Origin of the sequence: Tateyamaria sp., from assembly GCF_039945315.1 — a bacterium.
Taxonomy (GTDB): domain Bacteria; phylum Pseudomonadota; class Alphaproteobacteria; order Rhodobacterales; family Rhodobacteraceae; genus Tateyamaria.
The window spans coordinates 13,450-35,904 of the sequence record NZ_JBDUXB010000006.1 but is presented as its reverse complement, the minus strand read 5'-3'; the positions used below and the strand labels follow the sequence as shown (position 1 = coordinate 35,904).

Here is a 22,455-nt window from a genome sequence, read left to right as displayed (position 1 = left end):
CGGAGGATACTATGTTTCGACTGATTGCACTGCTGATCGCTCTGAGCCTTGCCGTTCCAGCAATTGCTGGCGAGCTGGGAGATGACGGGCTGCACAAAACGCCGTGGATGCGCGATACGTTCAAGGACCTGACCGAAGATCTGGACGAAGCCAACGCGGAAGGCAAACGCCTGATGATCATGGTCGAGCAACGCGGCTGCATCTACTGCAAGAAGATGCACGAAGAGGTCTTTGTGATCCCTGAGATCGGGCAATACATCGAAGACAACTTTTTTGTGGTCCAGATCAACATGTTTGGCGACGTCGAAGTCACAGATTTTGACGGTACAGTGTTGCCTGAGAAAGATATGGTCAAACGTTGGGGCGCACTGTTCACCCCCAGCATCTATTTCTTTCCGGAAGAGGTGGGTGATGATGTGATGGCAACCCAAGCGGCAGTTGCGAATATGCCGGGCGCCTTTGGCCGTTGGACCACGTTCAACATGCTGAACTGGGTTGTTGAAAAGGGTTACGAGGGCGACGAGCCGTTCCAAAAGTACCATGCCCGCAAGTTTGAGGCGCAGAAGGGCTAAGAAATGCTGCGTGCGCATTGTCATTGTTGCGCTCAATGCTGCGGGTGCGAACAGATATAAAAATTCAAGTAGTTGAATTTGATATTGCGTGATGGTGAATGTGTACGTTAGTGTACCCGTTAAGGACCATAAGAATCGTCCAGGGAGGATGCATGAAAAACGCATTTGGATTGACAACCGCCGCAGCACTATTTGCTTCGACGGTTGTTGCAGAGGAAGTGAAGCCGACGACTGTCTCATTTGTCGACGGTACAGTCACAGAGTCTTTGACGGGCCAAACAGGCGATCCGGTTGAAGGGCGCAAGGTGTTTGCCAACCGCAAGCTAGGCAATTGTCTGGCCTGCCACGCTAATGCCGATTTGTCCGAAGAAAGCTTTCACGGTGAAGTCGGCCCGCCCATGGATGGTGTCGGTGATCGGTGGCTCGAAGCAGAGCTGCGCGGTATCGTCACAAATTCTAAAATGATGTTCGAGGGCACGATCATGCCAGCTTTCTACATCGACGAAGGCTATACCCGTCCGCTGGACGACTTTGCTGGCAAAAGCATTCTGACCGCACAGCAGGTCGAGGATGTTGTCGCCTACCTGATGACCCTCAAAGAACAGTAATATCCCGGAACTCGAGGAGAAATGAAATGAAACTGACACGGCGCAATCTGCTGATCCTGAGTTCGGCAAGCGTGGCAGCGACGGCGATTGGGTCTTTCCCTGCCTTTGCCTCGCTGACCGATGATGCAATCGCGGAACTGACCGGCGATGCCGAGCTGGGCGAAGGAGCAATCACCCTTACAGCGCCTGAAATCGCTGAAAATGGCAACACTGTTCCGATCGAAGTCTCTGCCCCTGGCGCCGTCGCGATCACACTGTACGCGGACGGTAACCCTGTGCCCAGTGTGGCGACCTTCAACTTCGGACCGCTCAGCGCGGAACGCAGCGCTTCGACCCGTATTCGTTTGGCAAAAACCCAGAATGTCGTTGCCGTTGCAAAGATGGAAGACGGTTCGTTCCAGATGGCAAAAGCCAACGTGAAAGTGACCATCGGCGGCTGCGGCGGCTGACTCAAAGAGACGAGGAGAGAAAATATGGCATCTGGTGTAAAACCCCGCGTCAAGGTCCCCAAAACGGCGGCAGCTGGCGATACGATCACGATCAAGACCCTGATCAGCCACAAGATGGAAAGTGGTCAGCGCAAAGACGATGATGGCAACGTCATTCCCCGCTCGATCATCAATCGCTTTACCTGCGACTTTAACGGTCAGAACGTGATTGATGTGACGCTCGAGCCGGCGATTTCGACCAACCCGTACTTCCAGTTCCAGGCGGTTGTGCCTGAATCCGGTGAATTCAAATTCACTTGGTACGACGATGACGGCGACGTTTATGAGACAACCAAGAAGATCGAAGTTTCTTAACAAAAAGTGACGCGATCCAGTTTGGCCCGTTCCGGGTCAGCCAGGGAGGGACCAAAATGAACTTGAAACCATGGATGACAGTGGCAATGGCCAGCTTTGCAGGCATGGCCTTTGCTCAGGACAGCAGCACGCTTTCGATCGAGGGCGACTCTTTCGTCACTGAGACGGCGGCGCCTGCGCACATGGAAAATGTTGACACGATCTATTCGGGTTGGCGCTTCCGTTCTAGCGAGACGCAAGCACTGGAAACTGACGATTTCGACAACCCCGCGTTTGTCTTCGTCGATCAGGGTATCGACTTGTTCGACAAGGTCGAAGGCACCGAAAACAAGGCGTGTTCGTCCTGCCATGAGGATGTCGAAGACTTTGCTGGACTGCGCACACAATTGCCACGCGTGGACGATGGCGAACTGGTCACGATGGAAAATCTGGTTAACGAGTGCCGGACGGAGCGAATGGGTGCAGAACCCTGGAAGTATTCGGGCGGACAGATGACAGCCGTGACCGCGCTGATCGGTCTTCAGTCGCGCGGAATGCCCATGGACGTTGCTGTCGATGGCGATGCTGCACCCTTCTGGGAGCAGGGCAAAGAGCTCTACTACACCCGTGTCGGCCAACTCGACATGTCCTGCTCGAACTGCCACGAGGACAATTACGGGGTTATGATCCGCGCCGATCACCTCAGCCAGGGTCAGATCAACGGCTTTCCGACATACCGTTTGAAAAACGCCAAGCTGAATTCGATCCATGGTCGTTTCAAAGGTTGCATGAAGAACATTCGCGCCACGCCGTTCAAAGAAGGCGGAGCCGAATTCAAGGCACTGGAGTTGTATCTTGCTTCACGCGGACAAGGTCTGTCGGTAGAAACGCCTTCCGTTCGCAACTAAACTGATTTGAGCCTCGCCTCTGTATGGGGTGAGGCACTTTTTTTGCGCAAAAATTCAAACATGCGCATATGTATTGGGGGGCTGTTAAGACATGATCTCACGTCGGGACTTTCTGCAAGTGGGCATGGCGGCCTCAGCGCTGCTTGGAACATCGGGTTTTGGGAGCTGGGCTCGGCTGGCCGCGCAACAGGCATTGACTCAGGATCAGTTGCTGGAGTTTGACACCTTCGGAAACGTCTCGCTGATCCACGTCACGGACATCCACGCGCAGCTAAAACCCATCTACTTCCGCGAACCTTCGGTGAATATTGGCGTTGGCGGCAACAAAGGGGTTGTACCGCACGTCACGGGCTCTGATTTCCGCAAACTCTACGGGATCGAGGACGGCTCGCGCTCGCACTACGCGCTGAGCTCCGGAGATTTTGCATCGCTTGCGCAAGGTTATGGCCTTGTCGGTGGGATGGACCGTGTCGCGACAGTGGTTAAGGCCATCCGCGCCGACCGCCCCGATGCCATTCTTCTGGATGGGGGCGACACATGGCACGGCTCCTACACCTGTCTCAAGACTCAAGGTCAGGACATGGTCAACGTCATGAACGCGCTTGAGCCTGATGCGATGACTTTCCACTGGGAGTTCACATTGGGGTCTGACCGGGTCAACGAGTTGGTCGAGGGGCTGCCCTTTGCTGCTCTGGGTCAGAACATATTTGACACCGAGTGGGACGAGCCAACAGATCTTTTCCCACCCTACAAGATGTTCGAACGCGGGGGCACCAAGATTGCCGTGATCGGGCAGGCATTCCCTTATATGCCAATTGCCAACCCCGGTTGGATGTTCCCCGAATACGCCTTCGGCATCCGGGATGAGAACATGCAGGCTATGGTGGACGAAGTCCGCGCTGCCGGTGCTGAATGCGTTGTCGTCCTCAGCCACAATGGCTTTGACGTTGACAAGAAGATGGCCACGGTCGTCAGCGGCATCGACGTGATCCTGTCGGGGCATACGCATGACGCGCTACCCGAACCCGTTTTGTCTGGCGAAACGCTGATCTTTCCCTCTGGATCCAACGGAAAGTTTGTGACGCGTATCGACCTTGATATCCGCGACGGTCGGATGATGGGCTATCGCTCTAAACTGATCCCGATCTTCTCCGATGTCATTTCTCCCGATGCTGATATGGCCGCGCTGATTGATGAACAGCGCGCACCGTTTGAAGCGGACATGGGCCAAGTGATTGGGCAGACCGACAGCCTTCTCTACCGTCGCGGAAACTTCAACGGCACTTGGGATGATCTGATCTGTGATGCCTTGTTGTCTGAACGGGAGGCCGAGATTGCGCTCAGCCCCGGTGTGCGTTGGGGCCCATCGCTGATCCCCGGACAGGACATCACCCGCGAGGATATCTACAACGTCACCTCCATGACCTATGGCAAAGCCTATCGCACGGAAATGACGGGTGAATTCCTAAAGGTTGTGCTGGAGGATGTGGCCGACAACATCTTCAACCCCGATCCCTATTACCAGCAGGGCGGGGACATGGTGCGCACCGGCGGGCTTGGGTACCACATTGACGTGGGCCAACCCCAAGGCAGCCGTATCAGCAATATGACATTGCTGGGCACGGGCGAACCAATCGATCCCGCACGCAACTATGTCGTGGCCGGCTGGGCATCCGTCAATGAAAACACTGAGGGGCCGCAAATCTGGGACGTGGTGGAAAGCCACATCGCCAAGATGGGCACTGTGACCGTTAACCAAGACAACAACAGCGTCGTCGTGACCGGCGTTTAATCAGGGGAATTGTCAAACATGGATGATATCTTCAAACCATCCCGGCGGGCCTTCCTTCGCGGTTCCGCCGCTTTGGCTGCCGGAGGTGTTGCCGGTGCGGCAGCGGCGGACACGCCCGATCAGTTGATCACAGAGCTGCAGGACTGGGCCAGTTACACAGGCGTCGGCGTGGACGAGACTCCCTACGGCATGCCTATCAGTTTTGAGTCCCACGTGGTGCGACGCAATGTGGAGTGGCTGACGGCTTCGCCCATCTCGTCGATCAACTTCACCCCGATTCATGCCCTTGAGGGGACGATCACACCACAGGGCTGCGCGTTTGAACGCCACCATTCGGGGGCCATTGAGCTTTCCAAACTGGATTACCGGTTGATGATCAACGGTCTGGTCGATCAGCCACTTGTCTTCACTTACGAAGACCTTGAACGCTTCCCGCGCGAAAACCACGTCTATTTCTGTGAATGCGCGGCCAATACAGGCATGGAGTGGGCCGGCGCCCAGCTGAATGGTGTCCAGTTCACCCACGGCATGATCCACAACATGGAATACACCGGCGTGCCCCTGCGGACCCTGCTGAAAGAGGCGGGCGCAGATATCAGCGCTGACAAATGGGTCTATGTTGAAGGCGCCGATGCCTCATCGAACGGACGATCCATCCCGATGGAGAAAGCCCTCGATGACGTGCTTGTCGCGTTCAAGGCCAATGGTGAGGCGCTGCGCATGGAGCATGGCTATCCGGTGCGCCTCGTCGTGCCGGGCTGGGAGGGCAACATGTGGGTCAAGTGGCTGCGGCGCATCGAAGTGACCGATATGGCCGTGGAAAGCCGCGAAGAGACAAGTAAGTACACAGACGTGCTGGAGGACGGCACGGCGCGCAAATGGACATGGGAGATGGACGCAAAATCCGTCATCACGTCGCCCAGTCCACAAATGCCGATCACCCATGGCAAGGGGCCACTGGTCATTTCAGGCCTTGCATGGTCCGGCCATGGCAAGATTACCCTCGTCGATGTCTCCAAGGATGGTGGGATCACTTGGGAAACCGCGCGTTTGGGCAAGCAGGGCGACACCAAAGCGCTCACACGCTTTTACCTCGACATGGATTGGGACGGAGCGCCGATGCTGCTGCAATCTCGCGCCATGGACGAAACAGGATACGTCCAGCCGACCAAAGAACAGCTGCGCGAAAAGCGCGGCGAAAACTCCGTCTATCACAACAACTGTATCCAGACCTGGTACGTGAACGCAGAAGGGATCGCTGAGAATGTCGAAGTCTCCTAATCTCCTCCTCCCCGCATTGGGTGGCACAGCCCTTGTTCTTGGCGTGGCGTTTGGCCTGATGAACCGTGATTACGCCGCCGACAAGATCGATACGCTCGAAATGCGGGTGGATCAGGTGTCAACGCAGGCAAGCTCTGCTGCTGAAAAGGCCAAGGTTGAAGCGGCCCGTGCGGCTGAATTGGAGCAGCAGGTCGCCGAAATACAGGCCGCTGCCGCCAAGCAAGTGGCAGGTGGAACGCTTGCCGAACCCGCGCCGCAGATTGAGGGCCGCTATGGTCTGGGCCGCGCCGCGCTTGCCGAAGAGATTGCCGCTTGGGACGTGGACGTTCTGCCGGATGGTCGCGGTCTGCCTGAGGGCAGTGGCGATGTGTGGACCGGCGAAGAGGTGTTCGTCGACTACTGTGCATCCTGCCATGGCGACTTTGCGGAAGGCGTCGACAACTGGCCCGTGTTGGCCGGAGGTTTTGATACGCTTGCGAACGAGGATCCGGTCAAGACCGTAGGCAGTTACTGGCCTTATCTCTCAACGGTGTGGGACTACGTTCACCGCTCGATGCCGTTCGGCAGTGCAGGTACTCTGACAGCGGACGAAACTTACGCCATCGTGGCCTACATACTCTACTCCAACGACATGGTGGACGATGACTTTGTCCTCAGCAACGAGACGTTCAACGACGTCGAGATGCACAATGCCGAAGGCTTCATTGTGGATGACCGTGCCGACGTGGAATATGCCGAATGGAGCGTGGAACCTTGCATGGAGAGCTGCAAGGACGAGGTCTCGATCACCATGCGCTCGGTCTTCCTGGTGGAGACTCCGCCCGAAGGTGGGTCAAATTCGGTCATGAACCCGGCCAAAGTCGACGACTTGCCGTCCTTCACTGCTGCGGGACCGTCTTTCATCCCTGCAGCGGCAACCAAACCCGCCGAGGCGCCGGCTCCACAGGTGACCGAAGTGGCCGTAGCCGACGATGGTGATGCGCTGCTGAAGCATGGGGAAAAAGTGTTCCGCAAATGCTCGGCCTGCCACGCGGTCGGCGACGGGGCTAAGAACAAAGTGGGCCCTCAGCTCAATGGAGTCATGGGCCGCATAATGGGTTCGGTTGAAGGCTTCGGGTATTCGAACGTTTTTGCCGAGGCCAACGCGGCAGGAAAAGTATGGACACCCGAGGAAATGGCGGCGTTCCTGGCCAAGCCCAAGTCCTACATCAAAGGTACCAAGATGGCCTTTGCCGGTCTGAAGAAGGACGAGGATCTGGACGCCATCACTGCCTATCTGGCGAGCTTCGCGGAGTGATCGCGATGCGCGTGTTGCAGTATCTGATGCCGTTGGCCCTTGTCGGGCTGATGGCCTTGCCCGTCCAAGCCGAAACCGGCGACGCGGAGCTGGGCGAAAAGGTGTTCCAGCAATGCAAGGGCTGCCATCAGGTTGGAGCCTCTGCTAAAAACCGGATTGGCCCGCATTTGAATGGTCTTTTTGGACGCAAGGCAGCCGGGCTTGATGACTTCAAATATTCCAAGAGTTTTCAGCGCGCAGGCGCAGGCGCAGGCGCAGGCGGTCTGGAATGGCACGCCGATACACTTGACGTATTTCTCGAAAACCCACGCGCCATGACCAGCGGCACCCGGATGAGCTACCGAGGCCTCAAGGATCCACAGGAACGAGCCCACCTGATCGTGTACCTGCGCCAGTTCTCGGATAATCCCGCAAACATCCCTGAGGCGGACCCGACGGCGCAAGCGGTCGATCACGATCTCGACCCGGCGATCCTTGCCCTCGTTGGCGACCCCGAATACGGCGAATACCTGAGCGGCGAATGCACCACGTGTCATCAGGCAGCGGGTGGCGACGATGGCATCCCATCGATCACCCTCTGGCCCGAAGACCAATTCGTCGTGGCCATGCACGCCTACAAGAACAAACAACGCAATCACCCCGTCATGCAGATGATTGCAGGGCGCTTGGGTGACGAAGAGATCGCGGCACTCGCCGCATATTTCAAAGACCTCGAAAATTAGAGGCAACCTTAGGGAGGAGACAGAAATGACTTTTAATAGAAGGATGTTCCTTGGAACCTCTGCCGTCATGGCAGCCAGCCTTGCCGCACCAATGGTGCGCGCGCAAGGAAAGCCGCGCGTCATCGTGATCGGCGGTGGGGCAGGGGGCGCAACAGCGGCCCGCTACATTGCCAAAGACAGCAAGGGTGAGGTCGACGTGACCCTGATCGAACCCACGCGCACCTACTACACCTGCTTCTTCTCGAACCTCTATCTTGGTGGCGTAAAAGACATCGATGACTTGGGCCACAGCTATGGCGGGCTTGCCGCAGGTGGCGTGAACGTTGTGCATGACTGGGCCGTGGGCGTGGACCGCGGTGCAAAAACTGTAACCCTCGCCAGCGGCGGTAGCCTGCCTTACGACAAGCTGATCCTCAGCCCCGGCATCGACTTTGTCGCCGGTGCGGTCGAGGGGTGGGATCTGACCTCGCAGAACGCGATGCCCCACGCCTACAAAGGTGGCTCGCAGACCGAGTTGCTCAAGGCGCAACTCAAGGCGATGCCCGAAGGTGGCACCTTTGCCATGGTTGCCCCGCCAAACCCGTACCGCTGCCCGCCCGGACCATACGAGCGCGTATCTATGGTTGCGCACTTCCTCAAAGCCAACAATCCGACGGCCAAGATCATCGTGGCTGACCCAAAACCAAAGTTCTCAAAAATGGCTCTATTCCAGGAAGGGTGGAACAACCACTACGCCGGTATGATCGACTGGATCGGTGAAGAATTCGGTGGCGGTGCTGTGTCCGTGGATCCTGCGGCCATGACCGTAACCATCGACGGCGAAGAGACCAAAGTTGACGTCTGCAACGTCATCCCGGCCATGAAAGCGGGTCACATCGCTGAAATCGCGGGCGTCACTGATGGCAACTGGGCTCCGGTCAACGCGGCTGACATGTCTTCCAAGGCCGACCCGGACATTCATGTCCTCGGGGATGCCAGCCAGCAGGGCGATATGCCGAAATCCGGCTTCTCTGCCAACAGCCAGGCGAAGGTTTGTGCCAACGCCGTGCGCGGAGCACTCACGGGGTCCAAGGTGTTCCCAGCCAAGTTCTCGAACACCTGCTGGTCGCTCATCGACACCAATGACGGCGTCAAAGTCGGAGCCACCTATGAGGCGACGGACGAAAAGATCGCCAAGGTCGACGGGTTCATCTCGCAAACCGGCGAAACCGCAGATGTGCGCAAGGCCACCTACGAAGAATCCGAAGGCTGGTACTCCGGCATCACCGCCGACATGTTTGGCGCTTCGGTTTAAGAATGCGGCGGTGTCTTGATGTATCTCAAGGCACCGCCGGCAACGGTATGCAATTCTGCAGCAAAATAAGGAGAAAAAGATGAAAAAGACCGTTCTTGCCATCTCGCTGTGCCTTGCCAGTGCTGCTCATGCCGAAACCCCAATCACAGTGCCGTTTGAGGGCAGTTTCGAAGACGCCACCTTTGCCGTGGAAAGTGCGATTGTCGGCAAAGGCCTTGTGATCGACTATGTCAGCCATACGGGTGAGATGCTGAACCGCACGGGTGCGGACGTTGGCAGCGATGTCGAACTGTTCAAGGAGGCGGACATTTTCATCTTCTGCTCGGCCGTCGTGTCGCGCGAGGTGATGGAAGCGAACCCGATGAATATTGCGCATTGCCCCTATGGCATCTTCGTGGCTGAAAACGCCGATGGAGTCATGGTCGGCTACCGCGAATACCCGCAAGGAGAGATGCAGAAGGTGCAGGCCCTTTTGGCCGACATCGTCGCTGACGCCGTGGAGAACTGATGAACTACAACAATTTCTTTCGATCTCAGCTGGATGCGCTTCGCGACAGCGGCAACTACCGCGATTTTGCCGAGCTTGAACGTCACCGCGGGGCCTTTCCGTCGGCCAAATGCCACAATGGCCCGGGTAAAGTTACGATCTGGTGTTCCAATGATTATCTGGGCATGGGCCAGCATCCACTGGTGCTGGACGCAATGCACGAAGCTCTCGACCGGACCGGGGCAGGGGCAGGAGGAACGCGTAACATCTCAGGCACAACCCACGATCACGTGTTGCTTGAGACGGAACTTGCGGATCTGCACGGAAAAGAAGCGGCGCTTTTGTTTACGTCCGGCTATGTGTCGAACTGGGCGGCTCTGGGCACATTGGGTGCGCGTATTCCCGGTCTGACGATCCTTTCGGATGCGCTTAATCATGCGTCAATGATTGAAGGCATCCGCCATTCCAAAGCTGCACGCATGATTTGGAAACACAATGATCTGGAGGATCTGGAGGCAAAGCTGGCTTCTCTGCCAGCCAACGCGCCCAAGTTGATCGCTTTTGAGAGCGTCTATTCCATGGACGGCGACATCGCCCCGATTGCCGAGATTTGCGATCTGGCCGACCGCTACAATGCCATGACTTATCTGGATGAGGTGCATGCCGTCGGCCTGTACGGCCCACGCGGCGGAGGCGTGGCCGAGCGCGAAGGGTTGATGGACAGGCTCACCGTGATTGAAGGGACATTGGGTAAGGCCTTTGGAGTCATGGGCGGATATATCGCTGCATCGAGCGAACTGTGTGATTTCGTACGCTCCTTTGCGAGTGGGTTTATCTTTACCACCGCCTTGCCGCCTGCAGTTGCGGCAGGTGCGGCGGCATCCATCCGCCATTTGAAGCAGAGTGCAACAGAGCGCGCGTCCCAGCAGGCCCGCGTAGCGCAGGTGCGTGAACGGCTTGACGCCATCGGCCTCCCGCATATCGACAATCCAAGCCACATCATCCCGGTGATGGTGGGCGATCCTATGAAGTGCAAGTTCATCTCGGACACGTTGTTGCGCGACTACGGAATCTATATCCAACCCATCAACTATCCGACAGTTCCGAAGGGGACAGAGCGGTTGCGCATCACGCCATCGCCTGTTCATAGCGATGCGGATGTGGAACGCCTTGTGTCCGCGCTGGAAGAGTTGTGGACCCAATGCCAGTTGGCGCGACGCCCAATGGCCGCACAGTAAGCTTTAGATCGATTGCTTCAGTTGCTGTAGTAACGCCAACCAGCGATCGGTGATCATTGCCCCCATCCACATGCAGAACACAGCGACCCATGCTGTCAGCGCCATGATGGAACCACCTGCCATGCCTGCCCCCACGGCGCAGCCTCCGGCGAGCATGCTGCCAAAGCCCATGAGAACCCCGCCGACCAGATACCGCTCCATTGGACTGTCGGCGTCAAAACGCTGGATGCGCGCCTCTCCCTTGACCAGTGCAGTCAGAAGAGCGCCGATGAAAACGCCAGGCACAAGGCCAAGGCCAAAGCTGGGAATGACTTCGGGGGCTGTGACCAGCGCCATGAGAGTATCGGTTGAGGGCCCAGTGAAGGTGACGGATTGCACCGCGATCACCTCGAAGGACACCTGCGCAATGGTGTAGGTCGCCGCCCAGCCGGCAAAGACTGCGACGCCAACAAGAGTTGCCGCTGCAAGCTCGAACGCAGGCATGCGGTGGACACGTCCAAAAATTAGTGCGCCCAAAAACGCGAGTGCTGCAATGATGGTTAGAACAGATACGCCCATGCCCGTCATCGTCACGATGTTTCGCGCGGACCCACCAGGTACCGTCCAAAGCAGCGCAAGCGTTTCGCGCAGGGGTGAAAACACACCGGTGAGTGCAGCTTGTGCCACGATCGTCACGACAAGCCCGGTCACGATGGCCCGCAAGTTCCCAGTCGCGGACAGCACGAGCAACCTGCTGACGCAACCGCGGGCAAGGATCATGCCCGCGCCGAACATCAGCCCGCCGATGATCGCGCCCGACAGACTACCTGTGGCTGCCAGTTGGCGCACATCACTGGTGTCCAGCGCACCGGTTAGTATGGCGACCTGCACCATCAAAAGTGCGGCAAAAAACGCCACCAGCCAAATGGCGAGCCGGGGGCCGGGTTGACCCTGAGACACCTCAACAGTCGCCGCGCGCAGGCAGAATTTTGAATGCGCGGCGGCGGCACCGAACAGCAGACCTACAAGCAGCCCAGCCGCGCACATGAAGGCAGGTTCACCGTACCGGTCGATCAGGGTCTCCAGCACCAAATGCTCCAGTCTTGTTTATTCTGCGCGTGCTGTGCCAGCATTGTGGCGCGCGCGCTTTGACTTAGCGCAAGTGAATGGATCCTACTCAAACTCTATTTGTTCATAGACGCGACCGGCGTTCTTTGTGGCCAGTTCTTCAAACGTATCAAGGTTGGAATAGGGCGATTGGTCGACATAATAGGCGTCGGCCAGATCACCACCGGCGTCCAGATGCGCACCGACCTGTTTCCGCAGATACACGAGGTAGTCACGCGTGTAGCGGCGCACTTGATCCATATTGGTCGGATGGCCGTGGCCTGGGATCACATAAGTGGCGTTCAACGCCTCGAAACAGCACTCCCAAGTCTCGATCCAGTCCGCGGTCATCGTGTCGGCAAAGATTGGCAGCATGCGTTCGTGGAATGCCATGTCGCCGGCAATGACAAGTCCTTTGTCAGGTAACCAGACTTGCGTGTCGCCGGGGCCATGGGCCGGTCCAAGGTGCAAGACTTCGATCCTGAAATCGCCCATTTGGATATCTTCGCGGTCTTCAAAGGTCTGCGTGGGCGCCGCAACAAATGTGCCTTCAGCTTTGTCACGATTGTAGCGTTTCATGTTCTCGAGAATGCGGAAGCCGTTCTCCTCGATCTCATGTGCGGCATCGACATGGGCGAGGATCGGCACGCCCTGTTCCGCCCAATAGGAATTACCCAGCATCGCGTGGCCCTGACCGTTTTCGTCGATAACCAATTTGACGGGCTGGTCGGTGATCGTTTTGATCTCATCATGCAACGCCTTGGCCAACAGGTAGGCCGCGCCGCCGTTGATGACGATCACACCATCGCCTGTGACGATAAAGCTGAGGTTGTTGTTGTGCCCGCTGTTTTCATAGGTTGGTGGTGCCGTGGCCCCGATGGCGGACCACACGTGCGGGATCACCTCGACCGGTTTGGAATAGAGGATAGATCCGGGATACTGGTCTGCGATGTCTTCGCTTGCGAGGGCGGGAAAGGCGACAAGCGCGCTCAAGATGGCAAAAATACGCATCATACGTCACCCGGCACGAACACGTACCCATCTGCATCCTTGTCAACGCGACCCATGCCACCTTGAGGCAGGTGAAAGCCGACAACCTGCATTTGCTCGGATGTGATCCGATCGAACAACACCTTACGGGTCGTGGCGGCCATATCGCCGTCCTGATCGGACCCGCTGATCCAGGCAGGCTTGCGAAAGGCCACGTGGTGGTTGCCAATTGCGTCCCCAATGACCAGCGCGCTGTCAGAACCATTGCGCAACTCAAAACTCATGTGGCCGGGTGTATGACCTGGAGTCGACACGGCAGCGATGCCGGGCAGGATTTCCTGACCATCGTCGAACAGCTGCACGCTGTCCTCGATCACCTCCATCCGGCGCTTAGCCCCCACAGCAAAAGCGGCGCGCGCGTCACCAATGGAATTCACGGTTTCTGGATCCCACCAATAGTCCCATTCGGACCGGCCCATCATGTAAGTGGCGTCATAGAACAACGGTTCGTCAAAGTCGTCCAGCAACCCCCAGATGTGATCGGGATGAGCGTGAGTGAACACAACATGGGTAATGTCCTCGGGCGAAAGCCCTGCGGCATCAAGACTGTCAATGATAGTGCCTGCTGTTGGCATAAAATCCGGGCCCGAGCCCACGTCAAAGAGCACAGTGTTGGTTCCATCACGGTAGAGCGCGAGGTTGCATTCGGGTGTCAGTCGTTCGTCCGATATGCCGTAATCCGTGAGGATTGGAGCCAGTTCGTCTTTGGGCATGGGTTCAAAGATGAAACTGCCGGGTAGCATCAAACTGCCGTCGCTGACGGTCGTAAGGGTGGCCGACCCAAGCGGTGTGTCGGCTCGTGTCAGGTTGGGCAGGGCGCTGGCAAGCGGCACTGCGGCGGCCCTTTGCAAAAATGAACGGCGTGACTGGCGCATTGAAGCTCTCCCTATAATTCTTATATTTGAATATGAATGTATTGAGTGGATGTGACAAGTACATCTGTAGCACCCGGTGTTTCACCGCAGGTGAAATGCGTCCTAACGGGAGGCAACGGAAAAAGGATTGAGGAAAGATGGCAATCGGCGACTGGACAGAACGCTTTCAGGGCACCGCGGCACTGCCGCGTTCTGTCCGCAACCGGCTTCTGGACAATGCGAGGATCGTGAGGTTTTCAGCTGGCAAGACGGTGTTCAACCCCGACAATATCCCTGACAGCCTGATGTTTCTCGTCAACGGAACCATTCGCGTCTCGCAATCATCCGAAGGCGGGCGCGATATCGTACTCTATCGGGTAGAAGCCGGGGACAGTTGCGTGCTGACGACTGCATGCATGTTGGCCGAAGAGGCATATAACGCTGAGGGAACTGCCGAGACGGACGTTGTGGCAGTAATCTTGCCGCGTCCGGCCTTTGACAGATTGGTGGCCGAAGAAGCAGCATTCCGCAACTTCGTGTTCAACGCCTATTCGCGGCGGCTGATCGATTTGTTGCGTGTGGTCGATGACGTCGCTTTTGGCAGGATCGACGTGCGACTGGCCGAGCGGTTGATCGCGCTGGCAGGGGGCAACAACGACATCTCTGCAACGCATCAGCAGCTTGCCAGCGAACTGGGAACCGCGCGTGAGGTCATCTCGCGTGTATTGCAGGACTTTTCCAAACGTGGGCTGATCCAACAGACCCGTGGGCAAATCACGATGACAAACGCAATGGGGCTGCGCGCGATAGCAGAAAGCACCTGATCATCGAAATTTTCTTTGCGGTTTGGTGACAATATCACTGAAGCCAAAAAACGCCCCGGCTATCAACAGAGAAGATCAATCACATCAGAGAGCATCTCATGACTGCGAATGTTGGAACCATCGACCGAATTTTGCGCGCGGCTATTGGCGCTGTCCTTTTTTACTTGGCGTTTCTGAGCAGCCTGACACTCTTTGCAACCCCGCTGTTCAAATACAGCGCAGCTGTGATCGGCGTCGTAATGCTGGCGACGTCAACGCTTAAGATATGCCCGATCTATTCGGTTCTCGGGCTCAAAACGTGCCGGGAGTGCTGAGATGGAAACCACGTTTACACCTTTCGCGTCGTTCGGTGGCGGGCTTGCTATCGGTCTTGGCGCAGTCCTTTTGATGCTGGGTCTCGGGCGCATCTTTGGCGCAACGGGCATACTGTCCGGGGCCGTCTTCGCTGAAAACCGAGAAGAGAGGTCTTGGCGCATCGCATTAATCGCAGGCATGATCCTAGCGCCCGGATTGATCTTTGTTGTCACAGGCCAGATGCCTGCCATCAACGTACCTATCAACCCGGCGATGATCGTCGTGGGCGGGATCATCGTGGGGCTTGGTGCAAGTCTAGGGTCCGGCTGTACGTCCGGCCACGGGGTCTGCGGTTTGTCCCGTCTGTCTGTCCGGTCGCTGATTGCAGTGCCAACGTTCATGGTGACCGCTGCGATCACCGTTTTTATCATTCGTCATGTGTTGGGAGGTTGACCGATGAAGCTCGTTTTTGCCCTGCTTTCGGGGATCGTCTTTGGGACCGGTATTGCAATTTCTGGGATGATGGACCCAGCCAAGGTGCTTAATTTCTTTGACTTAGCAGGCAGCTGGGACCCCAGTCTTGCGTTTGTTATGGGCGGTGCGCTGGTCATGACCTTTGTGGGTTACAGACTGGTTTGGCGGAGGGGCTCGCCACTATTCGCTGGCCAGTTTCAGGTCCCCACAGGCAACGCAATCGACATGAAACTGGTTGGTGGATCGGCCCTATTTGGCATTGGATGGGGCATCGCGGGCTTCTGTCCGGGTGCTGCGATCCCAGCCCTTGGGACCGGGCGTTGGGAAGTTGCCCTTTTTCTTATCGCAGTTGTTTTTGGGTTCTATTTGCGCCGTCTTCTAACCCGCAGAACACCAATCGGAGCCATGCAGTGAAAAACTGGATGAAATTCGGTGCAGGAGTTGCTGTGGTGGCAATTTCTGGTCTGACTTTTGCCAATGCGCAATCCCACGGGCATATGGTTCACGGTGGGGGCATGCATCTGCACGATGAAGTTACCATGCCAGGGCTGCTTGGCGAAAATGCTAGCCCGGAAGAAAGCGCGGAACTGGCACTGATGTTCCGCAAATTCGATACTATCACCCGCGAGGTGGAAAATCTGCCGGATGGCATCCGGACCGTGACAAGGTCAACGGATCAGGAGGTGATGGATGCTCTTGTCAGCCATTCCGTCGGCATGATTGATCGCGTGGGTCAAAAGGACGACCCCAAAATCCGGATCCAAAGCCCTACGCTTGATGTATTCTTTCTGCACGGTGACGAAATCCAATCGGTTGTCGAGATGACCGATGACGGGCTTGTCGTCATCCAAACCTCCGAAAACCCCGAATTGGTGGCCGCGCTGCAGACCCATGCAGCCGAAGTCACCGATATGGCGGATCGCGGTATGGCCGCTGTCCACGATATGATGATGGAACAAGGCCGCGGTCACTGACTGCGCCGAAAAGCGAAGGAGCAACAAAATGACCTTTCCTGTGAACATGGACATTAAACCCGACGTTCAGGCCTTTTTCGACGATGCAACCAATACGATCAGCTACATCGTCAAAGACCCCACGTCGGACGCTTGTGCCATCATCGATAGCGTGATGGACATCGACTACGCTGCCGGTCGCATCACTTTTGACCATGCGGATGAGTTGATCCGTCAGGTCGAGACCCAAGGGCTCAAATTGGAATGGATCATCGAGACCCATGTTCATGCCGACCACCTCAGCGCTGCACCCTATCTGCAGCAAAAACTTGGCGGCAAAATCGGCGTTGGGTCAAAGATCACAGTTGTTCAGGATGTCTTCGGGAAAGTCTTTAATGAAGGAACCGAGTTTCAGCGCGACGGCAGCCAGTTCGATGCGTTGTTCGAAGATGCTGATACCTACATGATCGGGAATATGCAGGCCTTTGCCATATACACGCCTGGTCATACGCCTGCATGTATGGTCCATGTCGTCGGGAATGCCGCCTTTGTGGGTGATACGCTCTTCATGCCCGACGGCGGGTCCGCCCGATGCGACTTCCCCGGTGGGAGCGCTGAAGAGCTCTATGAGAGCATCATGAAAGTGCTGGCATTGCCGGACGAAACACGGCTTTTCATGTGCCATGACTATGGGCCGAACGGACGTGACATCGCATGGGAAACCACCGTGGGCGATGAAAAAGCCCACAATATCCATGTAGGCGGTGGCAAGACCAAAGAAGAGTTCGTCAAGTTTCGCACTGAGCGTGACGCCCAACTGGATATGCCCAAGCTGATCATTCCGTCTCTTCAGGTGAACATGCGGGCGGGGGAGGTGCCGACTGATGAGGACGGCAACCCGATGCTCAAGGTGCCTGTCAACGCGCTCTAACGCCAGAAAGGTTCGCTCGATATGAACTTCAACAAGATCACCGACACGCTGACCGTCAGCCCACAAATCCATCCCGACGATATGGCGGCGATAAAAGCTGCTGGGTTCAAAACGATCGTCTGCAACCGTCCGGACGGCGAAACAGAGGACCAAACGTCCTTTGCTCAGATCAAAGCGGCCGCCACGGCGGAGGGTCTTGTCGCCTATAACATTCCGGTCACCCCACAACAGATTAGCGATGAGGACGTTGCCAAATTCGGTGCGGCATTGTCGCAGGGGCCCCTTCCGGTGCTGGCCTACTGCCGGACCGGTACGCGGTCAGCGATGCTTTGGGCGTTTCACGGCGCGGGCGGCCGATCCCAATCCGACATCCTCGCTGCAACTCTTGCGGCAGGTTACGACCTGACGGGAGTTGCAGACAGGATCGCAAACTGTGGCACGGCCCAAACTCTAGCGACCGGATAATCCACAAAAGCAGAACGTGTTCCTCGTTGTGCGTGGAAATTCTGTAAGCAACTGCGCAGGCGGGTTGACGTTGGCTCGCCAGAGCGCTTTTTCGAAAGAGCGTGGCCGATGGGGCTGAAACACTACCTGCCGATCCTCGACTGGAGCCGCACATACAATCGCAGTGCCTTTTCAAACGACATGATCGCCGCTGTGATCGTAACAATAATGCTGATCCCGCAATCGCTGGCCTATGCGCTTCTTGCCGGACTGCCGCCCGAAGCGGGCATCTACGCGTCAATCGCGCCGATCATCCTCTATGCCATTTTTGGTACCAGCCGCGCGCTGGCCGTTGGCCCCGTCGCCGTTGTTTCGCTGCTGACGGCCTCGGCCATCGGTCAGGTGGCCGAACAAGGCACCGCTGGCTATGCCGTTGCGGCGCTGACGCTTGCCTTTTTGTCGGGCGGGTTCCTCATGTTGCTTGGGGTGTTGCGGTTGGGGTTTCTGGCTAACTTCCTCAGCCATCCGGTGATCGCAGGTTTCATCACCGCATCTGGGATCCTGATCGCTACCAGCCAGCTCAAGCATATACTGGGCGTTGACGCATACGGCCACACGTTGCCGGAAATGATCGGATCAATCCTTTCCCACCTTGGGCAGATCAATTGGATCACGGTTGTGATCGGGGTGAGTGCCACTGGATTTTTGTTCTGGGTTCGCAAGGGTCTGAAGCCGTTTCTAAAAAGCGTCGGTGCGTCTCGGAAACTGGCAGATGTTGCGACCAAGGCCGGACCAGTTGCCGTCGTTGTCGTCACAACCCTGACCGTATGGTTTTTGGGGCTGGACAGAACAGGGGTCAGGATCGTCGGTGACGTGCCACAAAGCCTGCCCCCGCTGACTTTGCCCGGGTTGTCGCCAGACTTGGTCAAAGCTCTGCTCGTTCCCGCCATCTTGATTTCGGTGATTGGTTTTGTGGAATCTGTATCGGTTGCACAAACACTGGCCGCGAAGAAACGTCTGCGCATCGACCCGGATCAGGAGTTGATCGGTTTGGGTGCCGCAAATATCGGGGCGGCCTTTACTGGTGGATATCCCGTCACGGGTGGGTTCGCGCGGTCAGTGGTGAACTATGATGCCGGCGCGGAAACTCCTGCGGCTGGGGCCTACACTGCCGTAGGCCTTGCCATCGCCGCTGTCGCTCTGACACCGCTTGTTTACTATCTGCCCAACGCAACACTTGCTGCAACGATCATCGTTGCTGTTCTCAGCCTTGTCGATTTTGCGATCCTGAAGAAGACCTGGGGGTATTCAAAGTCAGATTTCGCCGCTGTGACGGCCACGATCCTTTTGACGCTGGGCCTTGGCGTTGAGGTCGGTGTGGCATCCGGCGTCGTCATCTCGGTTTTGGTGCACCTGTTTAAAACGGCGCGCCCACACGTTGCCGAAGTTGGCCTGGTTCCGGGCAGCCAGCACTTTCGCAACGTCGACCGTCACAGCGTCGAAACCAGTCCGGAGGTGCTTACATTGCGGGTTGATGAAAGCCTGTACTTCATAAACGCGCGGTTTCTTGAGGAAATGGTCAAGAATCGAGTGGCTGAGGGATGCAGCATCAAACATGTGATCCTCATGTTCTCGGCTGTTAACGAAGTAGATTTTTCCGCTCTGGAAAGCCTGGAGGCCATCAACGAACACCTGAAGGACATGGATGTTGGACTACATCTTTCTGAAGTCAAAGGCCCGGTGATGGACCGCCTGAAACAGTCAAGTTTTATCAAGGATCTGAATGGAAGCGTCCACTTGTCACAATTCGACGCTTGGCAGGCTCTGCTGCGAGACCTGAAATGTGACGCTGTTCAAATGCGATCGCAAACCCCTACCGCGAAAAATTGAGTTCGCCTGATAACCAGCTAACGCCTACGAGGCCGGTCCCAAGATGCTGACTTATTTGAGCGCGACCGACCGTGGGATATAGGGTTCCCCTGCCGATTGCACCATCGGTGAAAGGGACAAAATCCCGAACATGATCCGGGTTGCTAGATTGCCGATGTTCGAGATCAATGATGCCCGTGAAGAGCCGGGATGGCAGACGTAAATCTCTACGTTCGAATTGCAGGCGGTCTCCAGCCGGTCCTGTAACTCAAGGGCAAACATCATCTGCGCCGCTTGCTTTGTGAATGTGTTTTGTTCTGGTGGTAATTATTGTCCCAGTTCATGTCGTCGAACTGCATTATTTTTATGCCCATATTGCAGCCGAGGCTGCTTACAACCACTATCCGGACCTTGAGTACCTTCACTGCGGCTTCGTGGACGCTCTCTAGTGAAGAAAGATCCCTGCACACAAACCCCACATTCGCATCTGTTTCGAACTCCTGCTTAAGCTTCACAACGGCAGCGTCCGGTTTTTCAATCCCGCACGTCTCAACAAACCTCGGTGAACCGATTTCAATTGACGAGATGGCAAATGGTGAGCACAGCAGATTGCGTCGGCAGCATCTCCGATTGTCTCGGTATAGTAGGACTTAGTCTGCGCAAACTGAGGTACGCATAATCCACCAGTGCGATGCTGCGTGTGCCGCGTAAACTTCAGTGAGCCAATGGGTTGACCAGCAAACCCACCACACACAGAGTTCCGCCCATATCCAAAAAAATCCTCGGAGCAGCAATGTTTGAAAGGTATGGTCGTCAGGACACCGGCAGAATCTGTGCGCAATTTTCAGTGTCACTGCAGCGATTAATGGGAGGACACAATGTTAGATACCACGGTTTTAGATCAAACTCAGGCGTTCCTGGACAGCTTTGGCGACGCGCTCGCCAAGGGAGATATTTCAAGCGCCTGCGACATGTTTGAGGATGACTGCTATTGGCGTGATTTGGTGAGTTTCACGTGGAATATCAAGACGGTCGAGGGAAAAGACCAGGTCGGCGACATGCTATCCCAACAACTGGCCACCACAAAGCCACGCGATTGGAAAATCTCAGAGGGCGAGGCTCCAGCGGAGGAGGACGGTGTTACCACTGCGTGGATCACATTCGAAACCGAAGTTGGCCGGGGATACGGATTGGTCCGCCTCAAGGGCGACAAAATCTGGACGCTTCTGACCACGCTGGTAGAACTGAAAGGGCATGAGGAACCAGCCGGCGAACTCCGGGCATTGGGGGCCAAGCACGGCGCAGGCAAAAACCGGACCACATGGGCCGAAGAACGCGCGCAAGAAGAAGCTGAGCTTGGCTATGATACGCAACCGTATTGCGTCATTATCGGTGGCGGTCAGGGCGGGATCGCGATGGGCGCACGCCTGCGACAACTGGGCGTGCCAACGATCATCGTTGAACGGAACGAACGGCCCGGCGACAGTTGGCGCAACCGGTACAAGTCGCTGTGCCTGCACGATCCCGTCTGGTACGATCATCTGCCCTATCTAAAATTCCCAGACAACTGGCCTGTCTTTTCCCCCAAGGACAAGATCGGCGACTGGCTTGAAATGTACACCAAGGTCATGGAGCTCAACTACTGGACCAAGACCTCAGCCAAGTCCGCCACATTCGACGAAGCCTCGGGCGAATGGACCGTTGTCGTGGACCGGGACGGCAAAGAGGTCGTCCTCAAGCCCAAGCAACTTGTGATGGCGACAGGCATGTCAGGCAAGAAACGGATGCCAGAGTTCCCCGGCATGGACACCTTCAAAGGCGTCCAACAGCATTCATCTGAACATGACGGTCCCGATCAATGGAAAGGCAAGAAGGTTGTCGTTGTTGGGTCAAACAATTCGGCCCATGACATCTGCGCAGCGCTTTGGGAGGCGGATGCAGAAGTGACTATGGTGCAGCGGTCATCAACCCATATCGTGCGCTCCGATACCTTGATGGAATTCGGTTTGGGCGATCTCTATTCCGAACGCGCCGTTAAGGCGGGCATGACAACCGAGAAAGCTGATCTGATCTTTGCATCGCTGCCGTATCGGATTCTGCACGAATTCCAGATACCCGCCTATGCGGCCATGAAAGCGCAGGACAAGGATTTCTACGACGGGCTCGAAAAGGCTGGGTTCTGGCTCGACTGGGGCGATGACGACAGCGGCTTGTTCATGAAGTACCTGCGGCGCGGGTCAGGCTATTATATTGATATCGGAGCAAGTCAGCTGATCATTGACGGCGAAATAAAACTCAAACGCGGTCAGGTGGTGGAACTCGACGAAACGGGCGTTATCCTTGATGACGGCACCCATCTGATCGCAGACCTAGTGGTTTATGCGACCGGGTACAATTCGATGAACGGCTGGGTTGCTGACCTGATGGGGCAAGACATGGCTGACCAACTTGGTAAGTGCTGGGGCCTCGGTTCCGACACCACCAAAGACCCCGGTCCATGGGAAGGTGAACAACGCAATATGTGGAAGCCGACGCAGGTGCCAAACCTCTGGATGCATGGCGGCAACTTGCACCAGTCGCGGCACTATTCGCAATTCCTAGCCTTACAAATCAAGGCAAGAATGGAAGGAATCCCCACCCCGGTTTACGGATTGCAAGAGGTTCATCATCTCACCTGAAGAGCGACTTTTTAGGC

At 56.5% G+C, this 22,455-nt stretch carries 25 protein-coding genes; 21 read left to right on the top strand and 4 right to left on the bottom strand.

Annotation, left to right across the window (positions count from 1 at the left end):
• The first annotated feature begins 11 nt into the window (after nt 1-11).
• The 12 genes from ABJD00_RS02240 (at nt 12) to hemA (ending at nt 10,981) form a co-directional block, all read left to right on the top strand.
• Entirely contained in the window at nt 12-572 is a 561-nt protein-coding gene (locus ABJD00_RS02240) for a SoxW family protein (RefSeq protein WP_413829183.1), read from the top strand.
• Between the two features lie 152 nt (nt 573-724).
• The gene (soxX, locus tag ABJD00_RS02235) at nt 725-1,180 is read left to right on the top strand and encodes a sulfur oxidation c-type cytochrome SoxX (protein ID WP_413829182.1); all 456 of its coding nucleotides are present in this window, start codon (nt 725-727) and stop codon (nt 1,178-1,180) included.
• 26 nt (nt 1,181-1,206) lie between these two features.
• A complete protein-coding gene (gene soxY, locus ABJD00_RS02230) occupies nt 1,207-1,629 on the top strand; it encodes a thiosulfate oxidation carrier protein SoxY (protein ID WP_413829181.1) in 423 nt (140 codons plus the stop codon).
• 24 nt (nt 1,630-1,653) lie between these two features.
• Nucleotides 1,654-1,983 carry a thiosulfate oxidation carrier complex protein SoxZ gene (soxZ, locus tag ABJD00_RS02225; RefSeq protein ID WP_413829180.1) on the top strand — a complete coding sequence of 110 codons (330 nt, stop codon included), beginning with the start codon at nt 1,654-1,656 and terminating at the stop codon, nt 1,981-1,983.
• Nucleotides 1,984-2,039: 56 nt separating this feature from the next.
• Nucleotides 2,040-2,870, top strand: coding sequence for a sulfur oxidation c-type cytochrome SoxA (gene soxA / locus ABJD00_RS02220; protein ID WP_413829179.1), 831 nt, complete (start codon nt 2,040-2,042; stop codon nt 2,868-2,870).
• Between the two features lie 91 nt (nt 2,871-2,961).
• Nucleotides 2,962-4,662 (top strand): thiosulfohydrolase SoxB, encoded by a 1,701-nt coding sequence (soxB, locus tag ABJD00_RS02215; protein WP_413829178.1) that lies wholly within the window; start codon nt 2,962-2,964, stop codon nt 4,660-4,662.
• An 18-nt stretch (nt 4,663-4,680) separates the two neighbouring features.
• Nucleotides 4,681-5,943 carry a sulfite dehydrogenase gene (gene soxC, locus ABJD00_RS02210; protein ID WP_413829177.1) on the top strand — a complete coding sequence of 421 codons (1,263 nt, stop codon included), beginning with the start codon at nt 4,681-4,683 and terminating at the stop codon, nt 5,941-5,943.
• Nucleotides 5,927-7,240, top strand: a complete 1,314-nt coding sequence (locus tag ABJD00_RS02205; RefSeq protein WP_413829176.1) for a c-type cytochrome — start codon at nt 5,927-5,929, stop codon at nt 7,238-7,240. The genes soxC and ABJD00_RS02205 overlap by 17 nt, the downstream gene beginning before the upstream one ends.
• Before the next feature lie 5 nt (nt 7,241-7,245).
• The gene (locus tag ABJD00_RS02200; protein ID WP_413829175.1) at nt 7,246-7,962 is read left to right on the top strand and encodes a c-type cytochrome; all 717 of its coding nucleotides are present in this window, start codon (nt 7,246-7,248) and stop codon (nt 7,960-7,962) included.
• Between the two features lie 25 nt (nt 7,963-7,987).
• Nucleotides 7,988-9,256, top strand: a complete 1,269-nt coding sequence (locus tag ABJD00_RS02195; protein WP_413829174.1) for an FCSD flavin-binding domain-containing protein — start codon at nt 7,988-7,990, stop codon at nt 9,254-9,256.
• Nucleotides 9,257-9,335: 79 nt separating this feature from the next.
• The gene (locus ABJD00_RS02190) at nt 9,336-9,764 is read left to right on the top strand and encodes a DUF302 domain-containing protein (RefSeq protein ID WP_413829173.1); all 429 of its coding nucleotides are present in this window, start codon (nt 9,336-9,338) and stop codon (nt 9,762-9,764) included.
• On the top strand, nt 9,764-10,981 hold the full coding sequence (gene hemA / locus ABJD00_RS02185) for a 5-aminolevulinate synthase (RefSeq protein ID WP_413829172.1): 1,218 nt from the start codon (nt 9,764-9,766) through the stop codon (nt 10,979-10,981). Before ABJD00_RS02190 ends, hemA begins: the two co-directional genes overlap by 1 nt.
• 3 nt (nt 10,982-10,984) lie before the next feature.
• On the opposite strand, the gene ABJD00_RS02180 is transcribed toward hemA, so the two are convergent.
• From ABJD00_RS02180 to ABJD00_RS02170, 3 genes are all read right to left on the bottom strand, one after another.
• Entirely contained in the window at nt 10,985-12,049 is a 1,065-nt protein-coding gene (locus tag ABJD00_RS02180; protein WP_413829171.1) for a YeeE/YedE family protein, read from the bottom strand.
• 84 nt (nt 12,050-12,133) lie between these two features.
• Nucleotides 12,134-13,081, bottom strand: a complete 948-nt coding sequence (locus ABJD00_RS02175) for an MBL fold metallo-hydrolase (RefSeq protein WP_413829170.1) — start codon at nt 13,079-13,081, stop codon at nt 12,134-12,136.
• Nucleotides 13,078-13,992: an MBL fold metallo-hydrolase gene (locus ABJD00_RS02170; protein WP_413829169.1), complete on the bottom strand. Its 915-nt coding sequence runs from the start codon at nt 13,990-13,992 to the stop codon at nt 13,078-13,080. Before ABJD00_RS02170 ends, ABJD00_RS02175 begins: the two co-directional genes overlap by 4 nt.
• A 137-nt stretch (nt 13,993-14,129) precedes the next feature.
• Between ABJD00_RS02170 and ABJD00_RS02165 the strand changes: the two genes are divergently transcribed.
• The 8 genes from ABJD00_RS02165 (at nt 14,130) to ABJD00_RS02130 (ending at nt 19,781) form a co-directional block, all read left to right on the top strand.
• The gene (locus tag ABJD00_RS02165) at nt 14,130-14,795 is read left to right on the top strand and encodes a Crp/Fnr family transcriptional regulator (protein ID WP_413829168.1); all 666 of its coding nucleotides are present in this window, start codon (nt 14,130-14,132) and stop codon (nt 14,793-14,795) included.
• 98 nt (nt 14,796-14,893) lie between these two features.
• The gene (locus tag ABJD00_RS02160; protein ID WP_413829167.1) at nt 14,894-15,109 is read left to right on the top strand and encodes a DUF2892 domain-containing protein; all 216 of its coding nucleotides are present in this window, start codon (nt 14,894-14,896) and stop codon (nt 15,107-15,109) included.
• 1 nt (nt 15,110) lies between these two features.
• Nucleotides 15,111-15,542, top strand: a complete 432-nt coding sequence (locus tag ABJD00_RS02155; RefSeq protein WP_413829166.1) for a YeeE/YedE family protein — start codon at nt 15,111-15,113, stop codon at nt 15,540-15,542.
• A 3-nt stretch (nt 15,543-15,545) separates the two neighbouring features.
• Nucleotides 15,546-15,977 (top strand): DUF6691 family protein, encoded by a 432-nt coding sequence (locus tag ABJD00_RS02150; protein ID WP_413829165.1) that lies wholly within the window; start codon nt 15,546-15,548, stop codon nt 15,975-15,977.
• On the top strand, nt 15,974-16,537 hold the full coding sequence (locus ABJD00_RS02145) for a hypothetical protein (protein WP_413829164.1): 564 nt from the start codon (nt 15,974-15,976) through the stop codon (nt 16,535-16,537). Before ABJD00_RS02150 ends, ABJD00_RS02145 begins: the two co-directional genes overlap by 4 nt.
• A gap of 28 nt (nt 16,538-16,565) precedes the next feature.
• Nucleotides 16,566-17,447, top strand: coding sequence for an MBL fold metallo-hydrolase (locus ABJD00_RS02140; RefSeq protein WP_413829163.1), 882 nt, complete (start codon nt 16,566-16,568; stop codon nt 17,445-17,447).
• Between the two features lie 21 nt (nt 17,448-17,468).
• On the top strand, nt 17,469-17,912 hold the full coding sequence (locus tag ABJD00_RS02135) for a TIGR01244 family sulfur transferase (protein ID WP_413829162.1): 444 nt from the start codon (nt 17,469-17,471) through the stop codon (nt 17,910-17,912).
• A 108-nt stretch (nt 17,913-18,020) separates the two neighbouring features.
• Nucleotides 18,021-19,781: a SulP family inorganic anion transporter gene (locus ABJD00_RS02130; protein WP_413829161.1), complete on the top strand. Its 1,761-nt coding sequence runs from the start codon at nt 18,021-18,023 to the stop codon at nt 19,779-19,781.
• A gap of 51 nt (nt 19,782-19,832) precedes the next feature.
• Here ABJD00_RS02130 and ABJD00_RS02125 read toward each other — a convergent pair whose 3' ends face one another.
• On the bottom strand, nt 19,833-20,045 hold the full coding sequence (locus ABJD00_RS02125) for a hypothetical protein (RefSeq protein WP_413829160.1): 213 nt from the start codon (nt 20,043-20,045) through the stop codon (nt 19,833-19,835).
• A 593-nt stretch (nt 20,046-20,638) separates the two neighbouring features.
• On the opposite strand from ABJD00_RS02125, the gene ABJD00_RS02120 reads away from it, so the two are divergent.
• Complete coding sequence (locus ABJD00_RS02120) at nt 20,639-22,438, top strand: NAD(P)-binding domain-containing protein (protein WP_413829159.1); 1,800 nt, start codon at nt 20,639-20,641, stop codon at nt 22,436-22,438.
• Nucleotides 22,439-22,455 lie beyond the last annotated feature (17 nt).

Coding starts and splice junctions, on each gene's coding strand:
- ABJD00_RS02240 (WP_413829183.1), top strand. CDS start 12: ATGTTTCGACTGATTGCACTGCTGATCGCTCTGAGCCTTGCCGTTCCA.
- soxX (WP_413829182.1), top strand. CDS start 725: ATGAAAAACGCATTTGGATTGACAACCGCCGCAGCACTATTTGCTTCG.
- soxY (WP_413829181.1), top strand. CDS start 1,207: ATGAAACTGACACGGCGCAATCTGCTGATCCTGAGTTCGGCAAGCGTG.
- soxZ (WP_413829180.1), top strand. CDS start 1,654: ATGGCATCTGGTGTAAAACCCCGCGTCAAGGTCCCCAAAACGGCGGCA.
- soxA (WP_413829179.1), top strand. CDS start 2,040: ATGAACTTGAAACCATGGATGACAGTGGCAATGGCCAGCTTTGCAGGC.
- soxB (WP_413829178.1), top strand. CDS start 2,962: ATGATCTCACGTCGGGACTTTCTGCAAGTGGGCATGGCGGCCTCAGCG.
- soxC (WP_413829177.1), top strand. CDS start 4,681: ATGGATGATATCTTCAAACCATCCCGGCGGGCCTTCCTTCGCGGTTCC.
- ABJD00_RS02205 (WP_413829176.1), top strand. CDS start 5,927: ATGTCGAAGTCTCCTAATCTCCTCCTCCCCGCATTGGGTGGCACAGCC.
- ABJD00_RS02200 (WP_413829175.1), top strand. CDS start 7,246: ATGCGCGTGTTGCAGTATCTGATGCCGTTGGCCCTTGTCGGGCTGATG.
- ABJD00_RS02195 (WP_413829174.1), top strand. CDS start 7,988: ATGACTTTTAATAGAAGGATGTTCCTTGGAACCTCTGCCGTCATGGCA.
- ABJD00_RS02190 (WP_413829173.1), top strand. CDS start 9,336: ATGAAAAAGACCGTTCTTGCCATCTCGCTGTGCCTTGCCAGTGCTGCT.
- hemA (WP_413829172.1), top strand. CDS start 9,764: ATGAACTACAACAATTTCTTTCGATCTCAGCTGGATGCGCTTCGCGAC.
- ABJD00_RS02175 (WP_413829170.1), bottom strand. CDS start 13,081: ATGATGCGTATTTTTGCCATCTTGAGCGCGCTTGTCGCCTTTCCCGCC.
- ABJD00_RS02170 (WP_413829169.1), bottom strand. CDS start 13,992: ATGCGCCAGTCACGCCGTTCATTTTTGCAAAGGGCCGCCGCAGTGCCG.
- ABJD00_RS02165 (WP_413829168.1), top strand. CDS start 14,130: ATGGCAATCGGCGACTGGACAGAACGCTTTCAGGGCACCGCGGCACTG.
- ABJD00_RS02160 (WP_413829167.1), top strand. CDS start 14,894: ATGACTGCGAATGTTGGAACCATCGACCGAATTTTGCGCGCGGCTATT.
- ABJD00_RS02155 (WP_413829166.1), top strand. CDS start 15,111: ATGGAAACCACGTTTACACCTTTCGCGTCGTTCGGTGGCGGGCTTGCT.
- ABJD00_RS02150 (WP_413829165.1), top strand. CDS start 15,546: ATGAAGCTCGTTTTTGCCCTGCTTTCGGGGATCGTCTTTGGGACCGGT.
- ABJD00_RS02140 (WP_413829163.1), top strand. CDS start 16,566: ATGACCTTTCCTGTGAACATGGACATTAAACCCGACGTTCAGGCCTTT.
- ABJD00_RS02135 (WP_413829162.1), top strand. CDS start 17,469: ATGAACTTCAACAAGATCACCGACACGCTGACCGTCAGCCCACAAATC.
- ABJD00_RS02130 (WP_413829161.1), top strand. CDS start 18,021: ATGGGGCTGAAACACTACCTGCCGATCCTCGACTGGAGCCGCACATAC.
- ABJD00_RS02125 (WP_413829160.1), bottom strand. CDS start 20,045: ATGATGTTTGCCCTTGAGTTACAGGACCGGCTGGAGACCGCCTGCAAT.
- ABJD00_RS02120 (WP_413829159.1), top strand. CDS start 20,639: ATGTTAGATACCACGGTTTTAGATCAAACTCAGGCGTTCCTGGACAGC.